Below are 18,303 nucleotides of genomic sequence, written 5' to 3'. Positions count from 1 at the left end.
TATTTTTGTTAGTTACTAGTTTTTAAATAAGATTGCTACTGGTTTAAGAGCTTCATCAAAAGAAGTTTCTTTAGGAGAAATAGCCATACCATTTCTTAATTTACCAACTCCTGATGCTATAATTTTGTCGTTTAAATCTACACCAGATGTTACTACATATAAATTATCTACAGTTGCTTTTACCTTAATAATAGAGCTTGTAACTTTATTTTCTTTATCTAACTTAAATAACATAATGTTTCCTTGTTGCTCATAAGTTGCTGCTTGCGGAACCACAATGGCATTTTCATAAACTGTTGGAATTTGAATTTTACCACTATTACCATTTGTTAATAGTTGGTTAGGATTGTTAAAAACAGCTCTTAAACTAATAGTACCTGTATTTTTATTTACTTGTCCTGTACTGGTTTCTATTTTCCCTTTTTCTGCATATATACTACCGTTAGCTAAAACTAAATTGATTGCAGAATAATTAGCTAGTTTTTCTGCTAAGTTTTTACCTTTTGCATTTTGTAAAAAGTCTAAATACTGGCTTTCGTTTAAACTAAAAAAAGCATATACCTTACTAATATCACTAACCGTTGTTAATGGAGTAGGATCTGCAGGACTAACCAATGCACCTTCTCTAAAATTAATTGCACCAACATAACCATCTACTTGGCTTCTTATGGTACCGTAACCTATGCTTGCAGAAATACTACTATAATTAGCTTTTGCTTGTGCTAAATTAGCTTTTGCAGTTTCTAATTGTACTGCACTTATTATGTTTTTTTCTACTAGAGGTATTAATTTGTTAACCTCTACCTGTGCTACATTAATACGAGCTTTTGCTGCTCCGGCATCTTGACTTAAAGATTGTGTTTCTATTTTAAATAATACTTGTCCTTTACGTACTTTTTGTCCCTCGTCTACCATTACTTTTTGAATGTATCCAGAAACCTTTGCTCTTACAGCACTATTTACGATACCTTCTATACTTGTTGGGTATTCTTTGTAACCCGTTACTGTTTTAGTTTGCATTGCAATTACAGGAAAAGAAGGTGCAGGTTGGTTTGCTGCAGCTGTTGTCTGTTTTGCCTCTTTTGCACAACTTGCAATAACTAAAAATACGCTTAGTGATAGTAGTGTTAATAATTTATGATGTTTCATTTTTTACTTCGTTTAAATATGGAATTGGTTGTTTATTAATTTTTCTCTTAATGTTTTTACTGAAAATGATGCTTCATCTATAAACTTAACATAATCGTTGTGAAAACTTAAATCAAATTTATCTTCTTCATTTTCAATTTTTAGACTGTTCTGTTTTTCTTTATAGTCTTTAATTTCTAAATGTATTGAGCGTTCTTCTTGCCAATGGCTTATCATTCTATCAACATGTTGAATAATAGTATCCTTATTAATGATAAAATATTTTTTACGATCTCCTGTTTTGGTGAAATACTCAATTTTATTTAAATCTTGTAAATGATTTAAATGGGTAGATATAGTGCTTTTACTAGCGCATAAAATACTTACCATATCTTCAAAAGTGGCTCCTTTTTTACCTGTTAAAATTATATAAGATAAAATACGAGCTGCAACAGGTGCTAATTGTTCTCTATTTTCTAGATGAACACCCAGTCTTTCTACCAAAGCCATTTTTTTCTTGCAGATTTCTTCTTTCATTTTAATTCGTTTTATACTGTTTTTGAATATCAATATTTTATTCACAGTGAAATTCTCTGCAAATATATATTATTAGTTCGGAACAAACCGAACTAGACGAAGTTAATTTATTGTTAAAGAAAAAAGCCGATATTTCTATCGGCTTTAAATTGTTTAAGTAAAAATGTATTTTAATACTGTATTATAGCTTTTCTATTTAGATTTGCTAAGTATAATGCTATTTTAGTTTGTTTTGGTATTTAAAGAATTACCAAACTTTATAGAAATCTTCTTTAGAGATTAGATCTCCATCACATTCATCAATAGTTAATGTGTCTTCACACAAACCACCAAATTGATCTTCAAGATTTTCATCACTGTATTTTGTAACTTTTCCGTTTGCATAAACGGTAATTTGTTTTAAAACTTCATCGGCATCATTGGTTTCAAAATACCAAGTAGAGGTTCCCCAATCTGCATATTCATCATCTCTGTTTTCATCCCAAAATTGTGTAAAATAGTTCATTATATAACTTATTTTCTTAAAAATGATTTTTCATTTTTGATTAGACTTATTGTTTTTTTGTTAAAATACATCAAATAGTTTAACAAGGATGATTTTATAAATAGACTCGCTTTTCTTTTTTATAAAACAGATTTAAATTGCTCTAAGAAACGTTTGTCGTTTTCATAAAACATTCTAATATCTGGTATTTGATATAATAACATAGCAATACGTTCTATTCCCATACCAAAAGCGTAACCAGAATATTTAGTTGGGTCTATGTTTGCATTTTTTAATACATTAGGATCTACCATACCACAACCCATAATTTCTAACCAACCTGTACCTTTTGTAATTCTATAATCAGTTTCGGTTTCTAATCCCCAATAAATATCTACTTCTGCACTTGGCTCTGTAAACGGAAAATAAGAAGGACGTAAACGAATTTTAGATTTACCAAACATCTCTTTTGTAAAGTATAAAAGTGTTTGTTTTAAATCGGCAAAAGAAACATCAGTATCTATATATAAACCTTCTACCTGATGAAAAATACAATGTGCTCTTGCAGAAATATCTTCATTTCTAAAAACTCTTCCTGGAGAAATAGTTCTTATAGGTGGTTTATTTTCTTCCATATAACGTACTTGTACAGAAGACGTGTGTGTTCTTAATAAAATATCTGGATCTTGTTCTATAAAGAACGTGTCTTGCATATCTCTTGCAGGATGATATTCTGGTAAATTTAAAGCGGTAAAGTTATGCCAATCATCTTCAATTTCTGGTCCTTCAGAAACGGTAAAACCAATTCTATTAAAAACATCAATAATTTGATTTCTTACCAATGAAATTGGATGACGAGAACCTAAATTAATTGGTTCTGACGGACGCGTTAAATCTCCATAAAATGATTTCTGACTAGCAGCTCCTTCTAAAGATTCACTTAATTCAGCAACTTTTCCTTCTGCAGACTTTTTTAAATTATTTAATGCCTGACCAAAATCTTTACGTAATTCTGCATCTACATTTTTAAATTCAGCAAATAAGTCTTTCAATAAGCCTTTGCTTCCTAGGTATTTAATTCTAAAAGTTTCTACTTCTTCTTTTGTAGTGGCATTAAATGCTTTTACATCACCAATCAGTTCTTTTACTTTGTCTAACATTTTAAAGGATAATTAAGGGGCAAATTTAATCTTTTTTAATGAAAAGTGGTGTTCCTTTTTTAGAAGAGTTAAAGGCTGTTAAAGTCAATTATACGAAATCGATTGAGTAAACGAAATAAATTAGGTAAATAAATGGTTTTTTAAATTTAACAAAATGTAAAATAATTATATTTGCACTTTAAAATTATCATTATCATAATAATTGAATATTTAATTTATGAATTCTAAAATAAATGCCTTTGTGGATTATGTTAAAGAACGTAATCCAAACGAACCAGAATTTTTACAAGCAGTATACGAAGTTGCAGAAACTGTAATTCCGTTTATAGAGGAGAATTCTAAGTATCAAAATAAAAAATTATTAGAAAGAATGGTAGAGCCAGAAAGAACGTTAATGTTCCGCATACCATGGGTTGATGATAATGGAGAAACACAAATTAATAGAGGATATAGAGTAGAATTTAATTCTGCAATTGGTCCTTATAAAGGTGGGTTGCGTTTTCATCCTTCAGTTAACTTATCTATTTTAAAATTTTTAGGTTTTGAGCAAGTTTTTAAAAACTCGTTAACAACTTTACCTATGGGTGGAGGAAAAGGAGGATCTGATTTTAATCCGAAAGGAAAATCAGACAGAGAAGTAATGGCATTTTGTCAAGCTTTTATGTCAGAATTATTCCGTCATATTGGTGCAAATACAGATATACCTGCAGGAGATATTGGTGTTGGAGGAAGAGAAATTGGTTTTATGTTTGGTCAATATAAAAAATTACGCAACGAGTTTGTGGGTGTTTTAACAGGTAAAGGTTCTAGTTGGGGAGGTTCTTTAATTAGACCAGAAGCAACAGGTTACGGAAACGTATATTTTGCACAAAACATGTTAAAAAGAAAAGGAGATTCTTTAAACGGAAAAAAAATAGTTATTTCTGGTTCTGGTAATGTTGCACAATATGCTGCAGAAAAAGCAATAGAATTAGGGGCTACAGTTTTAACGTTATCTGATTCTTCTGGATATATTTTAGATGAAGAGGGTTTAAATACAGAAAAACTAAAACACGTTATGTTTATTAAAAACGAAAAACGTGGAAGAATTAGTGAATATGTAACGAAATATCCGAAGGCAAAATTTGTGGCCGGAGCAAGACCTTGGGGTACAAAATGTGATATTGCTTTGCCATGTGCAACGCAAAATGAGTTAAATGGAGACGAAGCCAAACAACTAATTAAAAATGGTTGTATATGTGTTTCTGAAGGTGCAAATATGCCTTCTACACCAGAAGCAATTCATGAATTTCAAAACGCAAAAATTTTATTTTCTCCAGGGAAAGCATCTAATGCAGGTGGCGTTGCTACCTCTGGTTTAGAAATGAGTCAGAATTCTTTACGTTATAACTGGACTAGAGAAGAAGTTGATGTGAAATTGCATCAAATTATGAACGATATTCATAATTCTTGCGTACAATACGGAGAAAATGAAGACGGAACAATAGATTACGTAAAAGGAGCAAATATTGCAGGTTTTGTAAAAGTAGCAAACGCAATGTTAGACCAAGGTGTTGTTTAAATTACAACATTAATAATAGGTAAAAGCGCATCATTTTTTGATGCGCTTTTTTTTTATTTTTATAAGAGTTAGAAACTAAAATTTATATCTTGTGTGTTCAACAAGAAAGCAACTAATATGAAAGAAAATATAATAGACAACTTAAAATCTTACGCATTTAAAGAAGTTACTTTCGATAAGTTAATGAAAAAAAGAATTAACCAAGTGTTAATAGTTTGTTCTAACTATGATTTTTACATGCTCGAAGAAGATGGTAGAATTGAAGAGCGAATTTTTAATGAATATACTTCGTTAAACTTAAGATATCCACCAAATTTTGTGCACGCAAATTCTGCAAAAAGAGCCATTAAAATAATGGATTCTCATAAAATAGATATCGTTATTACTTGGTTAGATATTGGTCATTATAAAGCATTTGAAACATCAAAAATAATTAAAGAGACGTTTCCTAATGTACCCATTGCGGCATTAAGTCATCATTCATCAGAATTAAGAAGCAAGTTAAAAAAAGGAAACACAGGTATTATAGATTTTGTTTTTCATTGGAATGGCAATGCAGATATATTTTTGGCCATTATAAAGTTAACGGAAGATAGAATGAATGCAGAAGTTGATATTAATGGTGTTGGTGTAAAAGCCATTTTATTAGTAGAAGATTCCCTTAAATTTTATTCAAGATATATTCCACTTATTTATAAAGTGATCCTTAAACAAACCCAACAAATAATGTCTGAAGGGTTAAATGAGCAACGAAAAATGTTGTTAATGAGAGGAAGACCAAAAATTTTATTGGCAACAACTTATGAAGAAGGAATGCATTTATTTGATACCTACAAAGAAAACTTATTAGGTGTAATATCTGATGTTAATTATTTTAAAGATGGTGTGCGAAATGAAGATGCAGGATTTTTATTTTTAGATTATGTAAGAAATTACAAGCGTTATTTTCCTTTTTTAATTCAATCTTCGGATGCAAATAATAAAAAACGAACTTTAGAATTGAAAGGGAAATTTTTATATAAGCATTCAGAAACATTAGGGGTAGATATCAAAAATTATATTGTAAAATATTTTGCATTTGGAGACTTCGAATTTTGGGATCCCATACAAATGAAAGTCTTAGCTAAAGCCAAAGATTTAAATGAATTTCAAAAAGCAATAAAAATTGTTACAGAAGATTGTTTGATGTATCATGCCACAAGAAGCGAGTTTTCTAAATGGTTAAAATCTAGAGCACTTTTTCCTTTGGCAGATTTATTAAGCACTATAGAATATGATGATTTTGAAAACAGCAATCAAATAAGAGCGTTTTTAAATAACGCAATTAAATTATATAGAATTTATAGGTCTAGAGGAGTAATTGTAAAATTTAACAAACTTAAATATGATGAATTTGTTGGCTTTGCAAGAATAGGAGAAGGAGCTTTAGGAGGAAAAGGAAGAGGTTTGGCATTTATAGACTCTTTTTTAAAGCGAAATAATTTATATAATAAATATGAAAACGTAAGCATATCAATACCAAGAACCGTTGTAATAAGTACCGAAGTTTTTGATCAATTTATTGATACTCATAAGCTAATTGAATTTGTTGCAGAATGTTCTGATGATGATAAAATACTAAATAAATTTATTTCAAAAGATTTACCAGAATGGGCTTTAGAAGATATTAAAGCATTTTTAAAAACAACCAAATGCCCAATTGCCATTAGATCTTCTAGTATTTTAGAAGACTCTAATTTTCAGCCTTTTGCAGGTGTTTTTTCAACCTATATGATTCCGGATTCTGATATTGATAAAAAAGTTGAAATGGTTTCTAATGCCATAAAATCGGTTATGGCTTCTTCTTTTTTCGAAAACAGTAAAACCTATTTAAAAGCATTATCACACACCATAGAAGAAGATAAAATGGCGGTAATTTTACAAGAGGTTACCGGTAAACAATACCAAGACGTGTATTATCCAAATATATCGGGAGTGGCACGTTCTATTAATTTTTATCCGATTGGAGAAGAAAAACCAAACGAAGGAATTGCTAATATTGCTTTAGGTTTAGGAGAATTGATTGTAGGAGGAGGAAAATCTTTACGTTTTTCACCTTATCATCCCAAAAAAGTACTACAATTATCCTCTCCGGGTTCTACACAAAGAGATACACAACAATATTTTTATGGTTTAGATGTAGACCCAGAAAGTTATCAAACATCTACTTGTGAAGCCATTAATAAAAAGAAAGTAACGATTAGAAAAGCAGAAAATCATGGTTCTTTAAAATTTGTTGCATCTACCTACGATCTACAAAATAATAGAATTAGACCTGGCGTAATGCATGATGGAATTCGGGTAATTACCTTTGATAATATTTTAAAATACAACACTTTTCCTTTGCCAGAAATTTTACAAGAATTATTAAGAGTTGGGCAAAGAGAAATGAGAAATCCTATAGAAATAGAGTTTGCAGTAAAGCTAGATGTGCCTTCAGGAAAACCCAAAGAATTTAGTTTTTTACAAATTAGACCTATTGTAGAAAGTGTAGAAGCAGTGTGTAAATTGCCCGAAAATTTAAATGTTTTAGATACTATTATTTATTCTGAATCTGCCTTAGGAAATGGAAAATATGAAAACATTTGCGATGTTGTTTATGTAAAACCTCACACGTTTAATTCTGCCAATACAAGAGATATTGCAAAAGCAGTAGAAGCCATTAATAAAAAATTTGTAGCCGCAAATAAACCCTATATTTTGGTGGGGCCTGGTCGTTGGGGTTCTAGTGATTCTTGGTTAGGGATTCCGGTACTTTGGTCTCAAATTTCTGCAGCAAAAATAATTGTAGAATCTGGTTTAAATGATTTTAGAATAGACCCGAGTCAGGGAACTCATTTTTTTCAGAATTTAACCTCCTTTAAAGTGGGGTATTTAACCATAAACTCGTTTATACAAGATGGTTTTTTTGATGTAGATTATTTAAATGAACAAGAAGCTGTCTTTGAAGATTCTTATTTAAGACATATTTCTTTTAAAAACCCGCTTACCGTTATTGTTGATGGAACCAATAATAAGGCAGCAATTTTTAAAGCAGGTATTTCTTTAAAAGATATTTATCCTAATGAAGAAAAAACCGATGAAGAGTTGCCTCCTGAGGGATTTATGTAAAAATATGTATTCAATAAAAAATATCCTTTATGAATTTAATTATATTTCATATTCGTAAAAAAGAGTTATTTTTTTGTTAATCCTTAAAAATACAGCAAAATATGTTGTTTAAAAATCAATTTTAAAAATGTATTTTTGTTATTAAAATGATTTTATAAATAGTTGTTAATTATATAAATATGAATGTTACAGAAATTTTAACAAATCTAGAAACCAAACATCCTAATGAAAAAGAATATTTACAGGCTGTTAAAGAGGTTTTAGAATCTATAGAAACAATTTATAATGAAAACCCACAATACGAATCGGCAAAAATTATTGAACGTTTAGTAGAACCAGATCGCATTTTCACTTTTAGAGTTTCTTGGATTGATGATTCAGGAAATGTTCAGGTTAATTTAGGTCATAGAATACAATTTAATAATGCCATTGGCCCTTATAAAGGAGGTATTAGATTACACCCAAGTGTAAATTTAAGTATCTTAAAGTTTTTAGGGTTTGAGCAAATATTTAAAAATGCCTTAACCACATTACCAATGGGAGGTGGAAAAGGAGGCTCTGATTTTAATCCTAAAGGAAAATCGGATACAGAAATTATGCGTTTTTGTCAGGCTTTTATGCTAGAGTTATGGCGCTTTATTGGCCCAAGTACAGATGTACCTGCAGGTGATATTGGTACTGGAGCTAGAGAAATTGGGTTTATGTACGGTATGTATAAAAAATTACAACAAGAAAACTCGGGCGTTTTTACAGGTAAAGGTTTAAATTGGGGTGGAAGTTTAATTAGACCAGAAGCAACAGGTTTTGGTGGTGTTTACTTTACAAAAGAAATGTTACAAACCAAAAATGATGATTTTAATGGAAAAACAATTGCACTTTCTGGTTTTGGTAACGTTACTTGGGGTGTTGCTTTAAAAATTACAGAATTAGGCGGAAAAGTAGTTACAATTTCTGGTCCTGATGGATATATTTATGATGAAAAAGGTTTGGATGAGGATAAAATAAGTTACTTACTACAATTAAGAGCAAGTAATAATGATATTGTTTCTCCGTATGCAGATGAGTTTCCAGAAGCTATTTTTTATGCAAATGAAAAACCTTGGGGCGTAAAATGTGATATTGCAATGCCTTGTGCTACTCAAAATGAGTTAAACGGAGAAGATGCTGTTAAATTAATAGCAAATGGCGTACAATATGTTGCAGAGGTTTCTAATATGGGGTGTACTCCAGAAGCCATTCATGAGTTTCATAAAGTTAAAATTTTATACGCACCAGGTAAAGCAGTAAATGCAGGTGGAGTTGGAGTTTCTGGCTTAGAAATGTCTCAGAACGCAATGAAAATGAACTGGACAAAAGAAGAGGTAGATGCTAAATTACACCAAATAATGCACTCTATACATACTGCTTGTTTAAAATTTGGAACAGAAGAAGATGGGTATATAAACTATGTAAAAGGAGCAAATATTGCTGGTTTTATTAAAGTAGCCGATTCTATGTTAGATCAAGGAGTTATTTAATAAAACTCTTTTAAGTTATTACAAATATGAAACGCGTCAATTTTTTGACGCGTTTTTTTGTTTATTTGCCTATGTAAAAAACAATTTATGCACATTCTAATTTTTATTTTCTTAGGTTTTTGTATTGCTGCTGCAGGTAGTATTACACCCAGTTTTTTAAACTTAACGGTAGTTAAATTCAGTTTAAGAAATGGTAAAAAAGCAGCATTTTATCTTATTGGTGGTTATGCAACCATCTTATTTTTTCAAGCAAATATAGGAGCCTATTTGTCTAGTGTTTTAATGGAAAATTCAGAATATATAACCTTAATTCAAAAAATTGGAACAGGAATTCTTTTTCTATTATCTATCAATTTTTTTAGATTGTATTTTACATCAATAGAAAAGAAAGAGAAAAAAGAAATTCCGAAGTCTAAGGCTTATTTGCACGGTATTATCATGTCTTCTTTAAACACCATTGCCATTCCTTTTTATTTTACTTCAATTTCTGTTTTAATAGGATTAGAATATTTTGAATACTCCTATTTAAATAGTTTTTACTTTTCAATTGGTTCTACTTTGGGTTCTTTTACTTTATACTCTTTGTATGCGATTATTGCAAACAAAATAGAACACAAATTAACTTTTATTGCTTCTAAAATGGATTTTATTTTAGGTTGTTTAACAGGAGTTGTTGCAATAGGAAATGCTGTATATTTGTATATCCAATAATTAATTTTGAACATACTTTTACTTTTTTTCTTCGGATTTTTCTTCTCTTTCGTGGGGTCTATTACACCAAGTATGTTAAACATGACTGCCTTAAAAATTAGTTTAGAAAAAGGAAGAACAGCTGTAAATAATTATGCGTTAGGTGTTTCTTTAGTAGTTATTCCTCAAGTAATAATTGCCGTTATTTTAACCAAGTATATTGCAGAAAACCCAACAATTTTAGAAACTTTAGAAAAATTTGGTATTGTTATTTTTATCCTTTTGTCTTATTATTTTTATAGAGAATCTAAGAAAGAAAAGATTAAAGTTGATGGAATAAAAAGGAAAGAAACAAAACCGTTTTTAACGGGCATAACCTTGTCTGCTTTAAACATGTTTTCAATTCCTTTTTTTAGCGGAACCGCTATAGCTTTAGACGCTTTTAATCTATTTAGCTTTAAATATGTACTTGTTTTATTTTTTACTTTAGGATCTGTAATTGGCACGTATTATATCCTCTTTTTGTATGGGAAATTTGCAAAAAAAATTCAACAAAAAACAGGAAAACTAACAAAAGATATCAATATAATTTTAGCAATTTTAACCGGTTTTGTGGCTCTTTTTTCTCTTGTAAAACTCTTATTTTAATTCGCTACAGTAATTTTTTTAAATAAATTCCGACAGAATTGTTACTAAATAAAGTAACATGATTTCGCTATTTTTCTTTGGGTTTGTTTTTTCTTTTTTAGGATACACGCTACCAAGTGTGTTAAATATGACTGCCTTAAAAATTAGTTTAGATGCTACTAAAAGAGAATTTACCAATTTTACTTTAGGGGTTTCTTTGGTTATTTTTGTCCAGGTTTATGTGTCTATTTATATGATAGAATACATTTTAGAAAACCCAAAATTGTTAGAAATTTTACAGAAATTAGGCATTGTTGTCCTTATTTTCTTATCAATTTATTTTTACAAACAGAATCAGAAAGAAAAGAAACAGTTAGAGGTAAAGAAAAGAAACTCATTTTTTACAGGCATTATTTTGTCTTTATTAAACATGTTTGCCATTCCTTTTTTTTGTGGAGCAGCAGTACTTTTAATGACATTTAAGAGTTTTAATTTTGATGTTGTTTCTACGCTTTTTTTTGTCTTTGGTTCTGTAATTGGTGCCTATTTTATACTTTATTTATATGGCAGATTTGCAAAATGGATTCAACAAAAAACAGGTAATTTAACCAAGAACATCAATTTGTTATTAAGTTTTATTACGGCAAGTTTTGCTTTGATTACATTTCTTAAATTTGTAGTATAACTTACAGAAGATGAAAATAATTAAAAACTTCCTTGTTAAAGGAAAACATAATAAACCGATTGTAACAGATGTTTTTTATAAAGAAGAACATCAACCAAAAAAAATAGTTGTTTTTTGTCATGGTTACAAAGGATTTAAAGATTGGGGAGCTTGGAATTTAATGGCAGAAGCATTTGCAAATGCAGGATTCTTTTTTATCAAATTTAATTTTTCTCATAACGGAGGTACTTTAGAACACCCCATAGATTTTCCAGATTTAGAAGCTTTTGGTAATAACAATTACTCTAAAGAATTAGATGATTTAGGAAGTATTATCGATTGGATTTCATCCGAAGAAAAATTTAAAAATGAGGTTGATGCTAATGATATTTCTATAATCGGGCACAGTAGAGGTGGCGGTATTGTATTATTAAAAACCAATGAAGACCCAAGAGTTAAAAAAGTAATTACGTTAGCAGGAGTTTGTGATTTTGAAAAAAGAACAGCAACTGTTGGTGATTTAGAAGAATGGAAACAAAAAGGTGTAAAATATGTTTTAAACGGAAGAACAAAACAAAATATGCCTCACTTCTATCAGTTTTACGAAGATTTTATTCAGAATAAAAAACGTTTGGATGTTAAAAAAGCTACGGAAAATTTAAAGATTCCGCATTTAATAATTCATGGAGATAAGGATACTTCTGTTTTAATTAATGAAGCAGAAAACCTAAAAAAATGGCATCCAAAAAGTCAATTTGAGATTATAGAAAATGCAAATCATGTGTTTAACGTTTCTCATCCTTGGCAAGAAAAAACAGTTTCTAAAGAGCTAGCAAAAGTAACGCAGCTTTGTATTGATTTTTTAAAATAGATTTGTCATTACAAATGAGGTAGTCTGTTTATTTAAAAAGAGATTGCTTCGTAAACTCGCAATAACAAACAACATCTTTTTTGTACTTTAGAAACATGGAATTGCAACCACCTTTTAGAAAAATAATTCATGTAGATATGGATGCTTTTTACGCATCTGTAGCAGAATTAGACAATCCAGAATTAAGGGGAAAAGCGATTGCAGTTGGTGGCGAAGGTAGACGAGGAGTTATTTCTGCGGCAAGTTACGAGGCACGTAAATTTGGTGTAAAATCTGCCATGAGTGGTACTTTAGCAAAACAAAAATGTCCGCATTTAATTTTTGTAAACTCAGATTTTAAGCGTTATAAAGAAATTTCATTACAAGTAAGAGAAATATTTTATGAGTACACAGATTTGGTAGAACCACTTTCTTTAGATGAAGCTTATTTAGATGTTACTGTAAACAAAAAAGGAAATCCGTCTGCAAATACCATTGCAAGAGAAATTAGACAACGTATTTTTGATAAAACGGGTTTAAGAGCATCCGCAGGTATTTCTATAAATAAATTTATTGCCAAAGTAGCTTCGGATATCAACAAGCCTAACGGACAAAAAACGGTTCATCCAGAAGAAGTTCTTCAATTTTTAGAAGAATTACCCGTAAATAAGTTTTATGGAGTTGGTAAAGTAACGGCAGCTAAAATGTATAATTTAGGCATTTTTGTGGGAAATGATTTAAAAAAGAAGTCTTTAGAAGAATTGATAAGGCTATTTGGTAAATCGGGGACGCATTATTACAATATTGTTCGTGGTATTCATAATAGCGTAGTAAAGCCCAATAGAATTCGGAAATCTGTGGCAGCAGAAAGAACTTTTAGCGAAAACATTTCTTCAGAAATTTTTATGATTCAAAAATTAGAAAAAATTGCTGACGAGTTAGAAAAACGCATGAAAAAAACGGATACAAAAGGAAAAACTATTACTTTAAAAATTAAATATTCTGATTTTACACAGCAAACAAGAAGTAAAACCAAAGACTATTTTATGCAAACCAAAAAAGAATTTTTTCCTGTGGTAAAAGAGTTGTTGTTTCAAGATAAAATTACAAATTCTGTACGTTTATTAGGTTTATCTTTTGGCAATCTAAATACAGAAGATAATGAACCTGTTTGGGTGCAATTAAAGTTCGATTTTTAGATATGCAGTGTTTTTTAGTATTCTTAGCAGATATTTTTTTAAAAGCTACTTAACTGAAAATGTAATTTGATTGAAAGTAGCTAACGAAGCTAATAAAGAAGGATTTGAAAATATTTTTTTTGAAATGATAAAAAACACAAATTATGATAAAAATAATCAGAACTAATTCCGAGAATATAGATTTTATCAATTTGGTAAAAGAACTAGATGCTTATTTAAAAATTACAGATGGAGATGAACACGATTTTTACCATCAATTTAATAATATTGATGTTTTAAAAAATGTTGTTTTAGTTTATGTTGATAAGGTGGTAGTTGGTTGTGGTGCAATTAAAAAGTTTGATAAAACTTCGGTTGAAGTAAAAAGAATGTTTGTTTCTCCTGATAAAAGAGGTTTAGGAATTGCACAAAAAATACTTACAGAATTAGAAATTTGGGCCAAAGAATTGGGATATCAAAAATGTGTATTAGAAACCGGAAAAAGGCAAGTAGAAGCAGTTAAATTTTATAAGAAATGCAATTATAAAGTGATTGAAAATTATGGTCAGTATACAAACATGGAAAATAGTATTTGTTTTTCTAAAACAGTTTAAATGGATATAAAAGAAGCTCTTTTTAAACAATGTGAGTTGTTTGTAAATAAACGCTTACAAACTGTAGATGACATAATTTCATCGAACCAAAAAGCATTGCAATCAGAAACTAAAAGTTCTGCAGGTGATAAGCATGAAACTGGTAGAGCCATGTTGCAATTAGAAATGGAAAAAGCAGGTCAGCAACTAGCAGGAATCAACCAAATGAAAGAAATTTTGGCTAAAATAGACGTTTCTAAGGTTTCTAATGTTGCTCATTTAGGGAGCGTAATTGAAACAACTTCTGCAAACTATTTTCTATCTATTTCTGCAGGACAAATAATCGTTGATGGCAAGGTATATTTTGCTATTTCGGTGTCATCACCCATAGGGAAACTACTATTAGGTAAGAAGACTAATGACCAATTGGTTTTTAATAATAAAAAAAGTATAATTAAAAGTATTAGTTAAAATTATGTACTTTAGGGTTTTAAATAGCTCATCATCAATGATAAAATCTCCCATTAAGACCCATAATTACGAAAAACTCGAAAAATTTAATTTTGATATTGTAAAACTCGAAAAATTAGTAGAATTTGAAAGTGAAGAAGTTTTAACAAAAAATCATAAAGTTAGTTTTTATGCATTAATTTTTATTACAGAAAATAGTGGTAAACATTCTATAGATTTTACAGATTATGATTATACTAAAGGAACAGTTCTGTCTATTAGAAAAGACCAAATGCATAAGTTTTATTTAGATAAAAAGACAAAAGGTTTTTTGTTGTGTTTTAAAGAAGAGTTTTTAAACAGTTATTTAAATGAGATAGAGGTTGCTAGTGCAATACAGATGTTTAATGAGTTATTAGTGTCTCCAAAAACACAATTAATAAATAGCGATTTTGTAAGTATTTTTCAATTAATAAAAGGTATAGAAAAAGAAGTTTTACTTGTACATGATATGTATTCTTATAAGTTGATTAGAAGTCTTTTACATATTTTAATTACTTTAATTTATCGATTAAAATCTAAAGAATATAATAACATACAACAAAGTAAATATTTAAAAGAGTTTATTAAATTTCAGAGTGCTTTAGAAGAAGATTACGCTAAAACTAAAAAAGTGTACGATTATGCAAATAAATTAGGTTTTTCAACAAAAAAATTAAATACAGTTGTAAAATTTATAGCCAATAAACCTGCTAAAGAGTTTATTGATGATACCGTTATTATAAAAATAAAAAGATTGCTTTTGCAATATAATCTATCTATAAAAGAAATTGCATTTCAGGTAGGTTTTAAAGACCCAGCTAATCTTTATAAGTATTTTAAAAAGCATACTACATTTACCCCAGATGAGTTTAGAAAGCAAATTACAAGTTAATTTGTCTCATTTTTACAGTTTAAAGGCACTTTATTACATTTTTTGTGTTGTAGTTTACACTTAAATTTGCCCCACAATATTTAATGTTAAAAATACGAAGTTATATTCCCCCTTTTTTTTCATAGAATTTACTTTTTTTTGAAAAGTATATAATTCAATTACCTTAATTCTTTTTAGAATTAAGGTTTTTTTTTGAATTTATAGAACCTAAAAGAAAGTTTATTTTTTATAATTTTAAAATTGATGAGCAAGTAATTATGGTTAAAAAAAAGCCTTATTTTTACCGTATTAAGTTTATAAATTATATTATTTCTTTCAATGAAAAAATACCTCTTTTTTTTAGTACTCTTATTTTCTGTACAAATGTTTGCTCAATCTAATTTTAAAAGTTTTTTTAAACTTTCTGCTCCCATAAAAAAATGGGTATTATTTCATCCTTTTAAAGCAAAAAAATCTTTAGACGTTTCTAAAGAAGCCAATAAGGTTTCAGATTCTATTGCAAAAACCAATTTATTAGATGGAGATGGTGCAGGTGGTCAGGTAGATGCATTTAGACATGCCTATTGGATGGCGCGTATGCATCAAGAAATAGGGGAGAGAGCTGCGCGTTCTTTAGGGAAAGCACATGAAAAAGAAAATTATATTACTTATAAAAAAAGAAATTTAGAAGAAGGAGTAGTGCCAGATAAAATATCGTCTGAAATGGATTTATATAATAATGAACAAGGATTACAATTAATAACAAAAGGAAGTAAAATTTCTAAAAAGGGATTAACTTATAAAATTGTAAATGCTATTAAAAAAGGTACCTTTAAAATTATAAAAAAAGATATGAATGGTAATTTTTTAACTTGTGAGGGAAAAGTTATTGCCAAAGAGTCACTTAAGGGAACTTGGCAAAATAATAAGTGCTTGGTTTCTTCTAAAAAAGGTAAAAACCTTGTTTTTAATTAAGAAAAAACTTACTACAACGTATTCGTTCAATAGACACGGTTGTTAGCGATGTTTTATCTAAAAAAAACCAATAATAGCAAGACTTCAAGTGATAAATATCATGAAAATTTATTGTTGTAAAGCCCTACTTTTGCCCACTTAAATGAAATTCAGTTTTTTATAAAATTATACTAAAATAAATATTAAAAATTATGGAATTTTTTTCAGAATTACTCACTAAAGATTACTTTGTGTTATTTCTAGTTATTGGCTTAGGAATTACCCTTGGAAACATTCGAATTAAAGGGATTAATTTTGACACTTCAGCAGTTATTTTTGTAGCTATCTTTTTCGGGTACTTGTATAATTTAAATGGTATTACCTTTAATATTCCACCAATCATACAAAGTGTTGGGTTAGTTTTATTTATTTATACCATAGGTATGCAAGCAGGTCCTTCTTTCTTTAGTTCTTTTAAAGAACAAGGAATAAAATTAATTATTTTAGCAGGAATTACTGTAATTACAGGAGGAATAACAGCAATATCTATTTCTTATCTTTATGATGTAGATATGAATATGATGAGTGGTTTGTTAACAGGTGCATTAACATCTACACCTGGTTTGGCGGCTTCTATAGAGGCTTCTCACTCTCCTTTAGCATCTATTGGTTATGGTATTGCCTATCCGTTTGGGGTATTAGGTGTTATCTTATTTGTAAAATTAGGCCCTTCTTTATTTAGAGTAAATATCAAAAAAGAAGAAAAAGACTTCGAAGAACAATCTACTTCTAATACACCAATGGTAATTAACAAAAACTTAATTATCTCTAATGAAAACGTTAATGGAAAAACCATTAAAGAGTTAAGAATACGTTTTATGACCAAAGCGAATATTTCTCGTATCATGAAACCGAATCAGTTACCAATTTCTCCTACAAAAGATACCATTTTAGAAACCGGAGATATTATTAAAGCTGTAGGTACTGTAAATGCATTAGAAAGAATAGAGGTTTTATTAGGTAAGGTTACCGATATAAAAATTCCACGTAGTGGAACTTACGAAGTAAAATGGTATGTAGTAAGTAATGATGCTGTGGTAAACAAAAGCATTAGAGAACTTAATCTTTTAGAAAACTATTCTGCAACCATTACTCGTATTAGAAGAGCAAGTATAGATCTTGCACCACACCCAACAACCAAAATAAAATTTGGTGATAAAATTTTAGTTTCTTGTTCTAAAGGAAACGTTCCTGCTGTTACACAACTTTTTGGAGATAGTTTAAAAAGAATAGGACAAACCAGTTTTTTACCCGTTGCATTTGGTATTGTAATTGGTATTATTGTGGGGGCTATTGCCATCCCTTTAGGAGGTATCAGTCTAAAATTAGGGCTTACAGGAGGAGTGCTTTTAGCTTCGATATTTTTAAGCTGGAAAGGAAAAGTAGCATCTGTAATTTGGAATTTATCAGGACCTGCAAATCAAATATTACGTCAGTTCGGTTTGTTGTTATTTCTTACCCCTGTAGGATTAAAAGCAGGACAAAGTTTAATTTCAGCTATTGAAAAACATGGGTTCATTTTATTTTTGTACGGAGCGCTTATTACATTAATACCAATGATTACAACCGTTCTTGTTGGGCGTTTCTTGTTAAAAATTAATTTTTTATCTATTTTAGGGGCATTAACTGGTGGAATGACATCTACTCCAGGATTAAGTGCCACAGATTCTATGACCGAATCAGAAGCACCACAAGTTGCTTATGCAGCAGTATATCCTTTTTCTTTAGTACTTATAATAATTGTGGCAGAAATAATGGCAATGTTATAATCTATTTTTAATCAACAT

The 18,303-nt window shown here is 29.4% G+C and carries 17 protein-coding genes; 13 read left to right on the top strand and 4 right to left on the bottom strand.

Annotation, left to right across the window (positions count from 1 at the left end; translation table 11 throughout):
• Positions 1 to 15: 15 nt before the first annotated feature.
• From WG951_RS11230 to pheS, 4 genes are all read right to left on the bottom strand, one after another.
• The gene (locus WG951_RS11230) at positions 16 to 1,149 is read right to left on the bottom strand and encodes an efflux RND transporter periplasmic adaptor subunit (protein ID WP_105049717.1); all 1,134 of its coding nucleotides are present in this window, start codon (positions 1,147 to 1,149) and stop codon (positions 16 to 18) included.
• A gap of 12 nt (positions 1,150 to 1,161) precedes the next feature.
• Positions 1,162 to 1,665 carry a GbsR/MarR family transcriptional regulator gene (locus WG951_RS11225; RefSeq protein ID WP_105049718.1) on the bottom strand — a complete coding sequence of 168 codons (504 nt, stop codon included), beginning with the start codon at positions 1,663 to 1,665 and terminating at the stop codon, positions 1,162 to 1,164.
• A gap of 247 nt (positions 1,666 to 1,912) precedes the next feature.
• Positions 1,913 to 2,170 (bottom strand): hypothetical protein, encoded by a 258-nt coding sequence (locus WG951_RS11220; protein WP_105049719.1) that lies wholly within the window; start codon positions 2,168 to 2,170, stop codon positions 1,913 to 1,915.
• 119 nt (positions 2,171 to 2,289) lie between these two features.
• Positions 2,290 to 3,309 carry a phenylalanine--tRNA ligase subunit alpha gene (gene pheS / locus WG951_RS11215; protein ID WP_105049720.1) on the bottom strand — a complete coding sequence of 340 codons (1,020 nt, stop codon included), beginning with the start codon at positions 3,307 to 3,309 and terminating at the stop codon, positions 2,290 to 2,292.
• A gap of 217 nt (positions 3,310 to 3,526) precedes the next feature.
• Here pheS and gdhA (WG951_RS11210) point away from each other — a divergent pair, with 217 nt between their 5' ends.
• The 13 genes from gdhA (WG951_RS11210) to WG951_RS11150 all read left to right on the top strand — a co-directional run bounded on the left by gdhA (WG951_RS11210) (position 3,527) and on the right by WG951_RS11150 (position 18,285).
• On the top strand, positions 3,527 to 4,870 hold the full coding sequence (gdhA, locus tag WG951_RS11210) for an NADP-specific glutamate dehydrogenase (RefSeq protein WP_105049721.1): 1,344 nt from the start codon (positions 3,527 to 3,529) through the stop codon (positions 4,868 to 4,870).
• A gap of 117 nt (positions 4,871 to 4,987) precedes the next feature.
• Positions 4,988 to 8,020 (top strand): PEP/pyruvate-binding domain-containing protein, encoded by a 3,033-nt coding sequence (locus tag WG951_RS11205; RefSeq protein WP_105049722.1) that lies wholly within the window; start codon positions 4,988 to 4,990, stop codon positions 8,018 to 8,020.
• Positions 8,021 to 8,199: 179 nt separating this feature from the next.
• A complete protein-coding gene (gene gdhA / locus WG951_RS11200) occupies positions 8,200 to 9,537 on the top strand; it encodes an NADP-specific glutamate dehydrogenase (protein ID WP_105049723.1) in 1,338 nt (445 codons plus the stop codon).
• 87 nt (positions 9,538 to 9,624) lie between these two features.
• Positions 9,625 to 10,248: a LysE family transporter gene (locus WG951_RS11195; protein WP_105049724.1), complete on the top strand. Its 624-nt coding sequence runs from the start codon at positions 9,625 to 9,627 to the stop codon at positions 10,246 to 10,248.
• Positions 10,249 to 10,254: 6 nt separating this feature from the next.
• Positions 10,255 to 10,875 (top strand): LysE family transporter, encoded by a 621-nt coding sequence (locus WG951_RS11190; protein WP_105049725.1) that lies wholly within the window; start codon positions 10,255 to 10,257, stop codon positions 10,873 to 10,875.
• 58 nt (positions 10,876 to 10,933) lie between these two features.
• Complete coding sequence (locus WG951_RS11185) at positions 10,934 to 11,539, top strand: LysE family transporter (RefSeq protein ID WP_245893537.1); 606 nt, start codon at positions 10,934 to 10,936, stop codon at positions 11,537 to 11,539.
• 10 nt (positions 11,540 to 11,549) lie between these two features.
• Positions 11,550 to 12,389, top strand: coding sequence for an alpha/beta hydrolase family protein (locus WG951_RS11180; protein WP_105049726.1), 840 nt, complete (start codon positions 11,550 to 11,552; stop codon positions 12,387 to 12,389).
• A 95-nt stretch (positions 12,390 to 12,484) separates the two neighbouring features.
• Positions 12,485 to 13,567, top strand: coding sequence for a DNA polymerase IV (gene dinB / locus WG951_RS11175; RefSeq protein ID WP_105049727.1), 1,083 nt, complete (start codon positions 12,485 to 12,487; stop codon positions 13,565 to 13,567).
• Positions 13,568 to 13,710: 143 nt separating this feature from the next.
• A complete protein-coding gene (locus WG951_RS11170) occupies positions 13,711 to 14,160 on the top strand; it encodes a GNAT family N-acetyltransferase (RefSeq protein ID WP_211296736.1) in 450 nt (149 codons plus the stop codon).
• A complete protein-coding gene (locus tag WG951_RS11165; protein ID WP_105049729.1) occupies positions 14,161 to 14,610 on the top strand; it encodes a 3-oxoacyl-ACP synthase in 450 nt (149 codons plus the stop codon).
• Positions 14,611 to 14,614: 4 nt separating this feature from the next.
• Positions 14,615 to 15,523, top strand: a complete 909-nt coding sequence (locus WG951_RS11160) for an AraC family transcriptional regulator (protein WP_105049730.1) — start codon at positions 14,615 to 14,617, stop codon at positions 15,521 to 15,523.
• Positions 15,524 to 15,841: 318 nt separating this feature from the next.
• Entirely contained in the window at positions 15,842 to 16,477 is a 636-nt protein-coding gene (locus tag WG951_RS11155; protein ID WP_105049731.1) for a DUF6973 domain-containing protein, read from the top strand.
• Between the two features lie 191 nt (positions 16,478 to 16,668).
• On the top strand, positions 16,669 to 18,285 hold the full coding sequence (locus WG951_RS11150) for an aspartate:alanine exchanger family transporter (RefSeq protein ID WP_105049732.1): 1,617 nt from the start codon (positions 16,669 to 16,671) through the stop codon (positions 18,283 to 18,285).
• Positions 18,286 to 18,303 lie beyond the last annotated feature (18 nt).

It is taken from the genome of Polaribacter butkevichii (genome assembly GCF_038024105.1).
Lineage (GTDB): Bacteria > Bacteroidota > Bacteroidia > Flavobacteriales > Flavobacteriaceae > Polaribacter > Polaribacter butkevichii.
This window is presented reverse-complemented; position numbering and strand designations above follow the sequence as displayed.